The 12,269-nt window shown below is 69.4% G+C and carries 17 protein-coding genes; 8 read left to right on the top strand and 9 right to left on the bottom strand.

What is annotated here, in order from left to right:
• Positions 1-5: 5 nt before the first annotated feature.
• Positions 6-503, top strand: a complete 498-nt coding sequence (gene bfr, locus ASG59_RS09835; protein WP_055879346.1) for a bacterioferritin — start codon at positions 6-8, stop codon at positions 501-503.
• Between the two features lie 40 nt (positions 504-543).
• Here bfr and ASG59_RS09830 read toward each other — a convergent pair whose 3' ends face one another.
• Entirely contained in the window at positions 544-1,128 is a 585-nt protein-coding gene (locus tag ASG59_RS09830) for a Uma2 family endonuclease (RefSeq protein ID WP_055879342.1), read from the bottom strand.
• Positions 1,129-1,308: 180 nt separating this feature from the next.
• Between ASG59_RS09830 and ruvB the strand changes: the two genes are divergently transcribed.
• Genes ruvB through ybgC form a run of 3 tightly spaced genes read left to right on the top strand, consistent with a single transcriptional unit; the run spans position 1,309 to position 3,648 of the window.
• The gene (gene ruvB, locus ASG59_RS09825) at positions 1,309-2,322 is read left to right on the top strand and encodes a Holliday junction branch migration DNA helicase RuvB (protein ID WP_156387539.1); all 1,014 of its coding nucleotides are present in this window, start codon (positions 1,309-1,311) and stop codon (positions 2,320-2,322) included.
• Complete coding sequence (locus tag ASG59_RS09820; RefSeq protein ID WP_056408649.1) at positions 2,315-3,247, top strand: metallophosphoesterase; 933 nt, start codon at positions 2,315-2,317, stop codon at positions 3,245-3,247. The genes ruvB and ASG59_RS09820 overlap by 8 nt, the downstream gene beginning before the upstream one ends.
• On the top strand, positions 3,244-3,648 hold the full coding sequence (ybgC, locus tag ASG59_RS09815) for a tol-pal system-associated acyl-CoA thioesterase (protein ID WP_056408646.1): 405 nt from the start codon (positions 3,244-3,246) through the stop codon (positions 3,646-3,648). The genes ASG59_RS09820 and ybgC overlap by 4 nt, the downstream gene beginning before the upstream one ends.
• Positions 3,649-3,651: 3 nt before the next feature.
• Here the strand turns inward: ybgC and ASG59_RS09810 are convergent, their stop codons facing one another.
• The 4 genes from ASG59_RS09810 to hemB all read right to left on the bottom strand — a co-directional run bounded on the left by ASG59_RS09810 (position 3,652) and on the right by hemB (position 6,483).
• The gene (locus ASG59_RS09810; RefSeq protein WP_055879329.1) at positions 3,652-4,398 is read right to left on the bottom strand and encodes an arginyltransferase; all 747 of its coding nucleotides are present in this window, start codon (positions 4,396-4,398) and stop codon (positions 3,652-3,654) included.
• Positions 4,399-4,506: 108 nt separating this feature from the next.
• Positions 4,507-4,995, bottom strand: coding sequence for an RDD family protein (locus tag ASG59_RS09805; RefSeq protein ID WP_056408643.1), 489 nt, complete (start codon positions 4,993-4,995; stop codon positions 4,507-4,509).
• A gap of 73 nt (positions 4,996-5,068) precedes the next feature.
• Complete coding sequence (locus ASG59_RS09800; RefSeq protein WP_055879324.1) at positions 5,069-5,428, bottom strand: hypothetical protein; 360 nt, start codon at positions 5,426-5,428, stop codon at positions 5,069-5,071.
• Positions 5,425-6,483 (bottom strand): porphobilinogen synthase, encoded by a 1,059-nt coding sequence (gene hemB / locus ASG59_RS09795; protein ID WP_055879320.1) that lies wholly within the window; start codon positions 6,481-6,483, stop codon positions 5,425-5,427. Before hemB ends, ASG59_RS09800 begins: the two co-directional genes overlap by 4 nt.
• A gap of 186 nt (positions 6,484-6,669) precedes the next feature.
• Here hemB and ASG59_RS09790 point away from each other — a divergent pair, with 186 nt between their 5' ends.
• The 3 genes from ASG59_RS09790 to ASG59_RS09780 all read left to right on the top strand — a co-directional run bounded on the left by ASG59_RS09790 (position 6,670) and on the right by ASG59_RS09780 (position 8,927).
• On the top strand, positions 6,670-7,794 hold the full coding sequence (locus tag ASG59_RS09790; RefSeq protein WP_056408640.1) for an enoyl-CoA hydratase/isomerase family protein: 1,125 nt from the start codon (positions 6,670-6,672) through the stop codon (positions 7,792-7,794).
• The gene (locus tag ASG59_RS09785) at positions 7,791-8,252 is read left to right on the top strand and encodes a DUF6163 family protein (protein ID WP_055879314.1); all 462 of its coding nucleotides are present in this window, start codon (positions 7,791-7,793) and stop codon (positions 8,250-8,252) included. The genes ASG59_RS09790 and ASG59_RS09785 overlap by 4 nt, the downstream gene beginning before the upstream one ends.
• Positions 8,253-8,414: 162 nt before the next feature.
• Positions 8,415-8,927, top strand: coding sequence for a winged helix DNA-binding protein (locus ASG59_RS09780; RefSeq protein ID WP_055879309.1), 513 nt, complete (start codon positions 8,415-8,417; stop codon positions 8,925-8,927).
• Positions 8,928-9,068: 141 nt separating this feature from the next.
• Here ASG59_RS09780 and pqqA (ASG59_RS09775) read toward each other — a convergent pair whose 3' ends face one another.
• The 4 genes from pqqA (ASG59_RS09775) to ASG59_RS09760 all read right to left on the bottom strand — a co-directional run bounded on the left by pqqA (ASG59_RS09775) (position 9,069) and on the right by ASG59_RS09760 (position 10,384).
• The gene (gene pqqA, locus ASG59_RS09775; RefSeq protein WP_055879306.1) at positions 9,069-9,158 is read right to left on the bottom strand and encodes a pyrroloquinoline quinone precursor peptide PqqA; all 90 of its coding nucleotides are present in this window, start codon (positions 9,156-9,158) and stop codon (positions 9,069-9,071) included.
• A gap of 72 nt (positions 9,159-9,230) precedes the next feature.
• Positions 9,231-9,320 (bottom strand): pyrroloquinoline quinone precursor peptide PqqA, encoded by a 90-nt coding sequence (pqqA, locus tag ASG59_RS09770; RefSeq protein ID WP_055879303.1) that lies wholly within the window; start codon positions 9,318-9,320, stop codon positions 9,231-9,233.
• An 86-nt stretch (positions 9,321-9,406) separates the two neighbouring features.
• A complete protein-coding gene (pqqA, locus tag ASG59_RS09765; protein WP_018042171.1) occupies positions 9,407-9,496 on the bottom strand; it encodes a pyrroloquinoline quinone precursor peptide PqqA in 90 nt (29 codons plus the stop codon).
• A gap of 255 nt (positions 9,497-9,751) precedes the next feature.
• Positions 9,752-10,384: a CatB-related O-acetyltransferase gene (locus ASG59_RS09760; protein WP_056408883.1), complete on the bottom strand. Its 633-nt coding sequence runs from the start codon at positions 10,382-10,384 to the stop codon at positions 9,752-9,754.
• 507 nt (positions 10,385-10,891) lie between these two features.
• On the opposite strand from ASG59_RS09760, the gene mgtE reads away from it, so the two are divergent.
• Entirely contained in the window at positions 10,892-12,268 is a 1,377-nt protein-coding gene (mgtE, locus tag ASG59_RS09755; protein WP_056408638.1) for a magnesium transporter, read from the top strand.
• Position 12,269: the final 1 nt, after the last annotated feature.

Genomic DNA, 12,269 nt, shown 5'->3' with positions numbered 1-12,269 from the left:
GGCACATGAAGGGTGATACCAAGGTCGTCGAGTACCTCAACCGCGGCCTGCGCAGCGAGTTGACGGCGGTCAGCCAGTACTGGCTGCACTTCCGCATGCTGAACGACTGGGGCTACATCGACCTCGCCAAGTTCTGGCGCAAGGAGTCGATCGAAGAGATGAACCATGCCGATCGCTTCGTCGATCGCATCCTGTTCCTCGACGGCTTCCCCAACCTGCAGGAACTCGATCCCCTGCGCATCGGCCAGAACGTCGAGGAGATCATCGCCTGCGATCTCGCCGCCGAGACCGAGGCCCGCGCCCTCTACCTCGAGGCCGCGCAGTACTGCGATTCGATCAACGACCGCGTCTCCAAGCAGCTGTTCGAGGCGCTGGCCGCGGACGAGGAAGGCCACATCGACTTCCTCGAGACGCAGCAGACCCTGATCTCCCAGATCGGCCTGCCGCTCTACGCCCAGAAGCACATCGGCGGCCTCGAGCCGATCGCCCCGGAAGCCGACTGAGCTTTGGCATCACGGCCCGCGGCGCCCCGGCGCCGCGGGTTCAATCGACGATGACCCGGCGGTAGATGTCCCGCAGGGTAAGAGACGCACCGATCGCCGGCAGGTCGAGGGTGGCGTCGAGCCCCTCCAGGGCGCGGTAGCCGCTCCAGCTGCCGTCGGTGCGATCGAACGCCTCCACCCTCGCCCGGTCGCGGGTGACGAGCACGTAGTGCTGCAGCGATGCGAGCCGCTGGTAGACGCGCCATTTCTCGAAACGGTCGCGTGCCTCGGTACCGGGCGAGAGCACCTCGAACAGCACGGTGGCGTCATCGACCGATGTGGCGCCCGGTTCGAGGTCGCCGCAGACCACGAGGACGTCGGGCAGCATCGCCGCGTCGAGCGCACGGTTCTTCATGAAGAAGGTCTCGGTGAAGGTCTGGCAGGACGAGCCCGCCGCCACGAACCCGTTTTCGAGGTGCCGCGCGATGTTCTGGACGATGCGGCCATGCTCCCAGCGGGCGCCGACCATCATCCGCACGACCCGGCCGCCGATGAGCTCCCAGCGCTCGTTGCGCGGCTTGTCCGCCAGCATCTCCTCGAAATCGTCGAGGCTCATCGTCTCGAAAAGCTGTGACGCGTCACCCATGGCGGACCTCGCAAGCGAGCGGCGCCGGGCTCGCACCCCGGCGGCCGCAAGTGTAGCGCGATCCTCGCGGGTGTGCGACATCCGGCGGCCTGTCCCCCCTCGATCGAGGCCGCGCGAGCCCGCTTGACCAAGCCCAAGGCCCTTCTCACCCCCAAGGCCCTCCTCACCCCCGAGCGCCAGATGGCGGACGACGCCGAGACGTCGATCCGGCCGCTCAGCCTGTCCGAGTTCGTCGGCCAGCGCGCGGCGCGGGCGAACATGGGCATCTTCATTGAATCGGCGAAGAAAACCGGCTCGGCCCTCGATCACGTCCTGTTCGTCGGCCCGCCGGGTCTCGGCAAGACCACGCTGGCGCAGATCGTGGCGCGCGAACTCGGCGTCAATTTCCGCTCGACCTCGGGGCCGGTGATCGCCAAGGCGGGGGATCTGGCCGCCCAGCTCACCAACCTTGAAGAGCGCGACGTGCTCTTCATCGACGAGATCCACCGTCTCAATCCGGCGGTGGAGGAGATCCTCTATCCGGCGATGGAGGACTACCAACTCGACCTCATCATCGGCGAGGGGCCGGCGGCGCGCTCGGTGAAGATCGAGCTGCCGAAGTTCACGCTGGTGGGCGCCACCACCCGTGCCGGCCTCCTCACGACGCCGCTGCGCGACCGTTTCGGCATCCCGATCCGGCTCGAATTCTACGACGTCGACGAACTCGAGCTGATCGTGTCGCGCGGGGCGCGGGTGCTGGGCCTGGGCATGTCGGCCGAGGGCGCCAACGAGATCGCCAAGCGCGCGCGCGGTACCCCGCGCATCGCCGGGCGGCTGCTGCGCCGGGTGCGCGATTTCGCCATCGTGGCCGATGCGCCCACCGTGACGCGGGCCATCGCGGACCGCGCGCTGCAACTCCTCGACGTCGATCCGGTCGGCCTCGACGTGATGGACCGCAAGTACCTCACCATGATCGCCACCTCGTTCGGTGGCGGTCCGGTGGGGATCGAGACCATCGCGGCGGCGCTGTCCGAGCCCCGCGACGCCATCGAGGACATCATCGAGCCGTTCCTGATCCAGAAGGGCTTCGTCCAGCGTACCCCGCGCGGCCGCATGCTGACGCCCCACGCCTTCAAGCACATGGGCTTCGCCGAACCCAGGCGCGATCCGGGCACGCAGTTCGGCCTGTTCGGGGGCGGGGAGCCGGATGCCTGAGGGGGCCCCGGTCCGGATCACCCGCCGCACCCTGCTCGCCGGCCTCGGAACCGTGGCGCTGGCCGGCGGCGGGACGGCGGCCTACGCGACGGGGATCGAGCCGTTCCGGCTCGCCGTCACCCGCTACCGGATCAAGCCGCTCGGGCCCTGGCCGGAGGGCTTGAGCCTGCGCATCGTCGCCCTGGCCGACCTCCATGCCTGCGAGCCCTGGATGAGCGTGGCGCGCATCCGCGCCATCGTCGAGACCGCCAACGGGCTCGGCGGCGACGTCATCGTGCTGCTCGGGGATTACGTCTCGGGCATGCGCCTCGTCACCCGCTACGTCGATGCCGCCGAATGGGGGCCCGTGCTGGGCGGGCTGCGTGCGCCGCTGGGCACCTACGCTATCCTCGGCAATCACGACTGGTGGGAGGACACATCCGCCCAACGGCGCGGGGCCGGCCCGACCATCGCCGGAGATGCGCTACGGGCCGCCGGCATCCGCGTGCTGCAGAACGAGGCGGTGGCCCTGCGGGCCGGCGGGCACGAGGTCTGGCTCGCGGGCCTGGGCGACCAGCTCGCCTTCCTGCCGAGCCGGCGGCGCGGGCATCCCCGCGTCGGCGTCGACGACCTCGGCGCGACCCTGGCGCAGATCCCGCAGGACAAGCCGGCGATCCTGCTGGCGCACGAGCCCGACATCTTTCCCGAGGTACCGGCCCGCGTCGCGCTGACCCTGTCCGGCCATACCCACGGCGGTCAGATCCGCATGTTCGGCTACGCCCCGGTGGTGCCGTCGCGCTACCGCGGGCGCTACGCCTACGGCCATGTCCGCGAGCAGGGCGACCTCGTGGTCTCGGGCGGTCTCGGCATGAGCATCGCCCCGGTGCGCTTCGGCATCCCCCCGGAGATCGTCGTGGTGGACCTGTCCTCGCAGGCGCCGGCATGAGCGCGCACCGCCTGTCCGTCCGCGTCTACTACGAGGACACCGACTTCTCCGGCTTCGTCTACCACGCCAACTATCTGCGCTACATGGAGCGCGGGCGGACCGAACTCCTGCGGGCGCTGGCCATGGAGCAGGCCGACCTCCAGCGCGAGGCCGACCTCGTCTTCGTGGTGCGCCGGATGGGGCTCGACTTCCTCAAGCCCGCCCGCATGGACGATGTGCTCGACGTGGTGACGATGCCGGGGGAGCTGCGCGGCGCCTCGATGCCGATGACCCAGGAGGTCCGGCGCGGCGGCGAGGTCCTGGTGAGGGCCGAGGTCGTCGTGGCCGCCGTCCGCAATGGTCGCGCGGTCCGGCTGCCGGATGCCCTGAGGCAGGCCCTGTCCCGCCAGCCCGAACCGTGAGGCCTATTCTACCCGCTGCCAGCCCGGCCCGAACAGGCGCTCCTGCGGCTTGAAGCGGGCCTTGTAATCCATCTTGCGCGAGCCATCGACCCAATAGCCGAGGTAGAGATACGGCAGGCCGAGCGCGGCCGCCCGGCGGATGTGGTCGAGGATCATGAAGGTGCCGAGCGACCGGGCAGCCTCGGCGGGATCGTAGAACGAATACACCATCGACAGCCCGTCCGAGAGGACGTCGGTGAGGCACAGCGCCAGCGGCGCCCCGGTGCCGCGTCCGTTGATGGCGGTGTCGGGGCCGCGCCGGCGATAGGTCACGAGATGGGTGTCGACGTGGCTGTCCTCGATCATCATGGCGTAGTCGAGCACGGTCATGTCGATCATGCCGCCGTCGCCGTGGCGGGCGTCGAGGTAGCGACGGAACAGGGTGTACTGCTCCGAGGACGGCCGGTTCGGCTCGGGCGCGCCCACGAGATCGGCGCTGCGCTGCAGGATGCGCCGCTGGCTGGCCGAGGCGACGAAATCGGCCACCACCACCCGCACCGAGATGCAGGCCCGGCAGGTCTCGCAGGCCGGCCGGTAGGCGATGGTCTGCGAGCGGCGAAACCCCCCTTGCGTCAGGATTTCGTTGAGGTCGCGGGCGCGGCGCCCGACGAGATGGGTGAAGACCTTCCGTTCCTCCTGGCCCGGCAGGTACGGGCAGGGCGAGGGCGCGGTGAGGTAGAACTGCGGGGTGTCGCGCGGATGGCTGGTCACGCTGGCCGTGGCCCTCGATGGACCCGGCGCGAGGCACCGGATCGCTTGAGTGTAACGGCAATACGGTCGCGCTCAATGGCCTTGCGACTCGCCGTCCTCACCATGTCGTCACGGGGCGCGCACGACGGCGAGGCCGAGGAGCAGGTCGTGGCCGAGACGGCGGTCGGAGCGCATGAAGCCGAACAGCATGTCGACGAACCAGAGCAGGAAGGTCGAGATCGCCACGTAGAACAGGAGCGCGTGGACGCCGGCGGTGATCACGTCGACCCGGGTGCCTGTCTCGGGCGTCACCACGCGCAGGCCCATCATCCGCATGCCCCAGGTGGCCTGGCCGGCGCCGCCCACCGTGATGGCGCTGTAGAGGATGCCGCTGGCCGGCAGCACCGCGAACAGCGTCCAGCCGAGCCCGAACGTGATGACGCCGATCAGCGTGATCGCCACGGTCAGCAGGGCGGTGAAGCCGAAGATGAACAGGATGTCGAGGAGATAGGCCACGAACCGGGCGCCGAGGCTCGCCCGCACGTACGGCAGGCGCGCCGGCAGGCCGTAGCCGGGGGTGCCGAGGCGGTCGGAATAGCCGGTCGGGTTGTCGAGCATCACCGCGCTCCCTCGTGGGGCGATTGCGAAGGCCTTGAGATGGGAGCCGCTTCGGCCGGTCTCAAGATCCCGCTCAGGGCTGCGGGTCGGCCGCCACGGCCTCGGAGGTGTCGAGGTAGTAGTGGCGCAGCAGGTAGAGGGCCGCTCCGCTCACCGGACCCTGCTCGGTGGAGATGGCGTCGAGCACGGCGCCGGTCCCGAACCGGCAGACCAGCCAGCGCTGGCGGCCGTCGCGCTGGCCAAGCCCGTAGTCCACGCGCACGCTGTCGGCCCCGGGCCCCTGCGCCACGCGCAGGATGGTCACCGCCCCCTCCGGAGGGGCCAGGGCCGGCACCGCCCTGCGGCAGGTGGTGGCCCGCTGCCGGTCCACCGAACTCGAGCAGCCGGCCGGAACCAGAAGGAGGGCGGCCAGCAGCGGGCCGGCCGGCCTCACGCCCGGTCGCGCAGCCGCTCGGCCACCCGCGGAGCGTAGTAGCTGAGCACGCCGTCGGCGCCCGCCCGCTTGAAGGCCAGCAGGCTTTCGACCATGGCACGCTCGCCGTCGAGCCAGCCGTTGCGGGCGGCGGCCTCGATCATCGCGTATTCGCCCGACACCTGGTAGGCGAAGGTCGGCACCCCGAAGGCGTCCTTCACCCGCCGGATGATGTCGAGGTAGGGCAGGCCGGGCTTCACCATGACCGAATCGGCACCCTCCTGGATGTCGAGGGCGACCTCGCGCAGGGCCTCGGTGCCGTTGCCGGGGTCCATCTGGTAGGTGCGCTTGTCGCCGACCAGGGCGGCGCTGGTGCCGATTGCGTCGCGGAACGGACCGTAGAACGCGCTCGCGTACTTGGCCGCGTAGGCCATGATCTGGACGTCGCGAAATCCCGCCTTGTCGAGGCCCGAGCGGATGGCGCCGACACGCCCGTCCATCATGTCCGAGGGAGCGATGATGTCGGTGCCGGCCTCCGCCTGGATCAGGGATTGCTCCACCAGCAGCGCCACGGTCTCGTCGTTGAGGATGGCGCCGTCCTCCAGAAGTCCGTCGTGGCCATGGCTGGTGTAGGGGTCGAGGGCGACGTCGGTCATGATGCCGATCTCGGGCACCGCCGCCTTCACCGCCCGCACCGCCCGGCACACCAGGTTGTCGCGGTTGAGCGATTCCGAGCCGGTGGGATCGCGCAGCGACGCCTCTGTGTAGGGAAAGAACGAAATCGCCGGGATGCCCAGCCGCGCCGCCCGCTCGGCCTCCCGCACCACCTCGTCGACGCTCAGGCGCTCGACGCCGGGCATCGAGGCGATCGGCTCGCGCCGCTTCTCGCCCGCGATGACGAACAGCGGCCAGATCAGGTCGTCCACGCTCAGGCTGTGCTCGCGCACCAGCCGGCGCGACCAGTCGCTCTTGCGACTGCGCCGGGGCCGCTGGGTGAGACTCAAGGGCCCCCCTGGGCTCGTCGCGCGCGCGCTCTCGACGGCAAGCGGGCGCGGGGTCGGGGACTCGTCGGTCATGGGCTGAGCCTCGGATCGATTGGGCTGTGCCGGAGGGGCCTATCACATCCGCCGAACGCCCGGTAACCCGGGGCCGATGCCGGCGGACCGGCCCTTTCCGAGGGTCCGATTGACCGGGGCGCCAAGAGTTCGTCTAACGGCGCCTGGACGGGCAAGAGGGGTCCGCGGGGAGTCCGAGTGGGGTCGATGACGCAAGGGGCCGAGCGAGGGGCCGAGCGAGGGGCCGAGCCGGAGATCCTGTTCGAGCGCCGCGGTGCCGCGGGTCTGGTGACCCTGAACCGGCCCAAGGCCCTCAACGCGCTGTCCCTCGCGATGATCGCGGCGCTGCATGCCGCGCTCGACGCCTGGGAGCGCGACGCCGCCGTCACCCGCGTGGTGATCCGCGCCGCCGGCGGTCGGGCCTTCTGCGCCGGGGGCGACATCCGCCGGGTCTACGACCAGTGCCGGGCCGGGCAGGACGAGGCGGTGCGCGCGTTCTGGTCGTCGGAATACCGGCTGAACGCCGCGGTGAAGCGCTACCCCAAGCCCGTCGTGTCCCTGATCGAGGGGATCGTGATGGGTGGCGGCGTCGGGATCTCCCTGCACGGCAGCCACCGCGTCGCCTCCGGGAACTACGGGTTCGCGATGCCGGAGGTCGGCATCGGGTTCTTTCCCGACGTCGGGATGACCTACGCGCTGCCCCGGCTGCCCGGCCGGGCCGGCACCTATCTCGCTCTCACCGGCTCGCGGATCGGGATCGGAGACGCCCTCGCCCTCCGCCTCGCCACCCATCATGTCGCCCCCGAGGCCATCGCGGCGGTGGTCGCGGCCCTGGCCGAGGGCGGGCCGGTGGACGATGTCCTGGCCACCCATGCCGCGCCGCCGCCCGCGCCCGGACCGCTGGCCGCGGCCCGCGGCCTCGTCGACGGGGCCTTCGCCGCCGATTCCGTCCTCGCCGTCCTCGCGGCGCTGGACCGGGCGGCCGCCGGCTCGAGCATCGCCAACTCGACCTTCGCGGCCGAGACGGCGGCTTTGATCCGCAAGCGCTCGCCCACCAGCGTGGCCATCGCCCACGAACAGATGCGGCGGGGCGTCGGGCTCGACGTCGCGCAGGCGCTCGCCCTCGAATACCGCCTGGCGATGCGGGTCACGGCCAGCCACGACTTCTTCGAGGGCGTCCGCGCGGTTCTCGTGGACAAGGACGGGACGCCGGCCTGGTCGCCCGCGACCCCGGAGGCCGTCGACCCGGCCGCGATCGCCGCCTTCTTTGCGCCGCTCGACGGTCCGGAGCCCGATTTCGGCCCGGCGATGGGACGGGACCCGAGACCGTGAAGGGATTGATCAAGCTGGGCTCGGCCCGCCAGGCCCGCGGCGGCGAGCGCAATGCGGACAGGATCGAACGCGTCGCGGCCCCCAGCCAGACCGGCTGGGACATGGTGCTGGTCTGGTTCATGCGCCTCGTGGCCCTGCTGTGGCTGGCCAAGGGGGTGTGGTCGTGGATGCGGATCCTCGACGTCTGGCCGAACGCGGCACCGTTCGAGGACGAGCCGTTCGGCCGCCAGACCGTCATCGTCTATTTCTCGGTGATCGACTTCACGGCCGCCGTCGGCCTGTGGCTCACCAGCGCCTGGGGCGGCGTCGTCTGGCTGCTGGCCGCCACCAGCGCCATCACCCTGGCGCTGTTGACGCCGCAGCTGCTGGCGATGTCGATGCCGCTGATCGCGATACAAGGTAGTATTGTCGTGATCTACTTCATCTTGTCTTCACTAGCGGCGAACGAGGCTCGGTAAATCGAATCTTACGGTAGTGGTTTCATCTTGCATTTACCCAAGCGGGTAAATTGCAAATTCATCTTGTCGCTTAAACTGCTTTTCATTCGGCCGATCTAGGTTGGGTTCATAGGCGGTGCCGATCAAGCCGGCGCCCGGCACCCGAACTCCCGCGAGGCACCCATGTCATCCAAGGCCGCCAAGATCGTCGACAGCACCCCCTCCGCCGAGGCCGGCACGTCCGCGGGTTCCTATCTGGAGGCCCTGCACCTCGTCGAGCGGCTGCACCGCCGCCTCCTCGACGTCATCAAGGACGAGTTCGAGCGCCGCGACCGCGAGGACGTCAACAGCGTCCAGGCGCTGCTGCTCTACAACATCGGCGACAAGGAACTGACCGCGAGCGAGCTACGCACCAAGGGCTACTACCTGGGCTCCAACGTCTCCTACAACGTCAAGAAGCTCGTCGAGGCCGGCTATCTCCACCACGCCCGCTCGAAGACGGACCGCCGCTCGGTGCGCATCAGCCTGACCGAGAAGGGCAAGCAGGTTCACGACATCATCCAGACGCTCTACGACAAGCACGCCCGCACCATCCAGCCGATCGGTGGCATCTCGGACGACGACTTCGGGCGTCTCAACGTCGCGCTCGGACGCCTGGAGCGCTTCTGGACCGACCAGATCCGCTACCGGCTCTAATCCCCGGGGCAGCGGGCGCCGCCACGCACGAAGGGCCGGACCGCATCTGCGGTCCGGCCCTTCGTCGTTTCATTGATCGGGCATGAAAAAGGGCGGCACCCTCGCGGGTGCCGCCCCATCGGCCTGTCGGCCGACCGACCTTCAGTTGAAGGTGTCGATCTCGGCGGACTCGTAGCTGGTGACTTCCATGCCGACGCAGATTTCCGAAACGATGGGGGCAGACCAGGTCATGATGATATCCTTGGAATGATGATGAATGACGGTGAACCGGTGCGGGACGCTCCGTCACGGAGCGTCGACGCCTCAGTTGAAGGTGTCGATCTCGGCGGACTCGTAGCTGGTGACTTCCATGCCGACGCAGACTTCCGAAACGATGGGGGCAGACCAAGTCATGGCGTTTTCCTCTGAAGGGGTGTTGGGGAATTCGAACGTTACGAGTCGTCCCAGGCGGGAGCTCGAGACCGTCAGTTGCGAGACCCTCAGTTGAAGGTGTCGATCTCGGCAGACTCGTAGCTCGTCACTTCCATGCCGACGCAAACTTCTTGAACGATGGGGGCAGACCACGTCATGGCGAAACTCCTTCTCGCTAACGACCCTGATATAGGCGATCCGTTGGGCGCAATACAAGTGGGCGCTACACTTATATTTCTCATAGGATGGCGATAAGATGCAAGCCTGATGCGGCGTTCATGCAATATACCACCAGACCGACGGCGGTCGGTGGCCTTCCGTCGGAGGCGGTGACGTCTCGCCCTGCGCTATGGTTCCATACGCGACGTCACGCCAACGTTGTCGCGCGATTCCGTGGCAGCCATCGCATCCGTTCACGGCGTGGGCGGGTGTCCCTCCGGGGCCGGTTCGCCGCCGTCGCGTTCCGCCTCGGCCCGGGCGAGGAAGGCGTGAATGTCGGTCCCCAGCATCAACGGCAGGTAGGCGCCGAGCTTGTCCTCCGGCCAGGACCACCAGGCCGTCGCGAGCAGCCGGGCGACGGTGTCGTCGTCGAACCGCCGCCGCATGACCCTCGCCGGGGTGCCGGCCACGATGGCGAAGGGGGGCACCACGCCGCGCACCACCGACCGCGCCGCGACGACGGCGCCGGTGCCGATGTCGCTTCCCGACAGGATCATGGCGCCGGTGCCGATCCAGACGTCGTCGCCGATGACGATGTCGCCGTGGCTGGCGTGGTCGTCCTCGCCCGCCGCCGCGCTCGGCCAGAGGTGGGACAGGGTCTTGAACGGATAGGTGGTGACGAGGTCCATGCGGTGGTTGGCCAGGACCATCACGACGTCGGACGCGATCGAGCAGTAGCGGCCGATCCTGAGTGCCGCCGCCCCCGCTTCCAGGACCGTCGGCCGACCGTAGGTATGCTCGCCGATCTCCCAGCCGAACTCCGCGATCTCCCAGGCCATCAGCAGGCGGGTCAGGTTCGGGAAGATCTTGGTCTGCGGAATGGACATCTCGCCTCCGGACACGCCGGGGGTGTCCCGGGCCGCGTCGCCGGTGCGTACCAGATCGGCGGGAGCGCGGCCATTCGTGCCGGGAGCGGGTCCGCGCAGGCGCACCCCGGTCCCGCGCGACCTCGGCGTCCTTTGGATCAGGAATTCGCGCGAACCAAAAATTCGCGCGAACCCAAAATTCGCAGTCCCTTCAGTTCGTCGCAGGCACCTCGTGTCAGGTCCGGGTGGTCGCGTCGGCCAGCCGGAGGTCCACCGCGCGAAACCGCTTGACGCCTTCATCCGTCGGGTGCACAGGCGCGGCGCTCCCGGCACCCGCATCCGACGATGCGGGCGGGGACGATACGGACCCCAGACCCGAACCCCATGACCAGCGACAGTCACAGTCGATCGATGCCGCCGCACGGTGTCCCGGCCGCCATGGCCGCCTGAAGGCTCGCACCGGGCCGGGGCGGCCCCGGCGACCGGCGCCCCACGGCGGCCGCGTCCCCGCCGTGCGAGGTTAAGCCCATGAACGCCCTTCAAGTCGCCGACTCGCTCGGCTCCGTCGATCCCTCCGTCCTGGCGGCCCGCCTCTCCGACGAACGCGCGCCCGACATCGTCGAGGCCCTCAACGAGGAGGCGCCCGAGGTCGCCGCCGCCATCATCCTCGGGCTGCCGCACGACCGGGCCGTCGAGGTGTTGGACCAGCCCGAGCTCGATGCCGCTGCCGACATCATCGAGATGCTGCCGCGCGACCGCGTCGCCTCGTACCTCTCGGGCATGGCAGCCGACCGCGTCACCGACGTGTTCCGCGAGATCGAGGAGCCGGGCCGCTCGGATCTGCGCGCGCGCCTGGACGCCGAGACCCGTGGCACCGTCGACCGGCTCAGCGCCTACGGCGAGGAGAGCGTCGGCTCCCTGATGACCACCGAGTTCGTGGCCGTCCCGGGGACCTGGACCATCGGCCAGACCCTCGCCCACCTTCGCAAGGTCGAGAAGACCCGCGAGACCATCTACGCGATCTTCGTCCTCGACCCGCGCACCCAGGCCCTGACCAAGGCGGTGCCCCTGCGCCGGCTGATCAGCGGCGATCCCGACGACAACGTCCTCAGCGTCGCGCCGGGGCGCCATCCGCTCGCGGTCTCGCCCACCGCCAGCCGCGAGGAGGCCGCCCGCCTGATCTCGAAATACGATCTCCTTGCCCTGCCCGTGATCGATGCCGTCGGCCATCTGATCGGGATCGTCACCGTCGACGACATGATCGACGCCATGGTCGAGAAGCAGACGCGCGACGTGCAGCGGTTCGGCGGCATGGAGGCGCTGCCCGAGTCCTACATGGACATCGGCTTTCCCACGATGATCCGGAAGCGGGCCGGCTGGCTCTGCGCCCTGTTCCTCGGCGAGATGATGACCGCCACCGCGATGCAGGGCTTCGAAGGCGAACTCGAAAAGGCCATCGTGCTGACCCTGTTCATCCCCCTCATCATGAGTTCGGGGGGCAACTCCGGCTCGCAGGCGACCTCCTTGCTGATCCGGGCGCTCGCCCTCCACGAAGTGCGCCTGCGCGACTGGTGGAAGGTGGCGCTGCGCGAACTGCCGACCGGGCTCTTGCTCGGGGCCATCCTCGGCCTGATCGGCATCGTCCGGATCGTCGTCTGGCAGAAGGCCGGCCTCTACGACTACGGCGAGCACTGGATGCTGGTGGCGGCGACCGTGGGCGCGGCCCTCGTCGGGATCGTCACCTTCGGCTCGCTCACCGGATCGATGCTGCCGTTCGTGCTGCAGCGGCTGGGCTTCGACCCGGCCACCGCCTCGGCGCCCTTCGTGGCGACGCTGGTGGATGTGACCGGGCTCGTGATCTACTTCAGCGTCGCCATGGTGATCCTGAAGGGGACGCTGCTGTAGG

Origin of the sequence: Methylobacterium sp. Leaf466 (genome assembly GCF_001425565.1) — a bacterium.
Lineage (GTDB): Bacteria > Pseudomonadota > Alphaproteobacteria > Rhizobiales > Beijerinckiaceae > Methylobacterium.
This window is presented reverse-complemented; position numbering and strand designations above follow the sequence as displayed.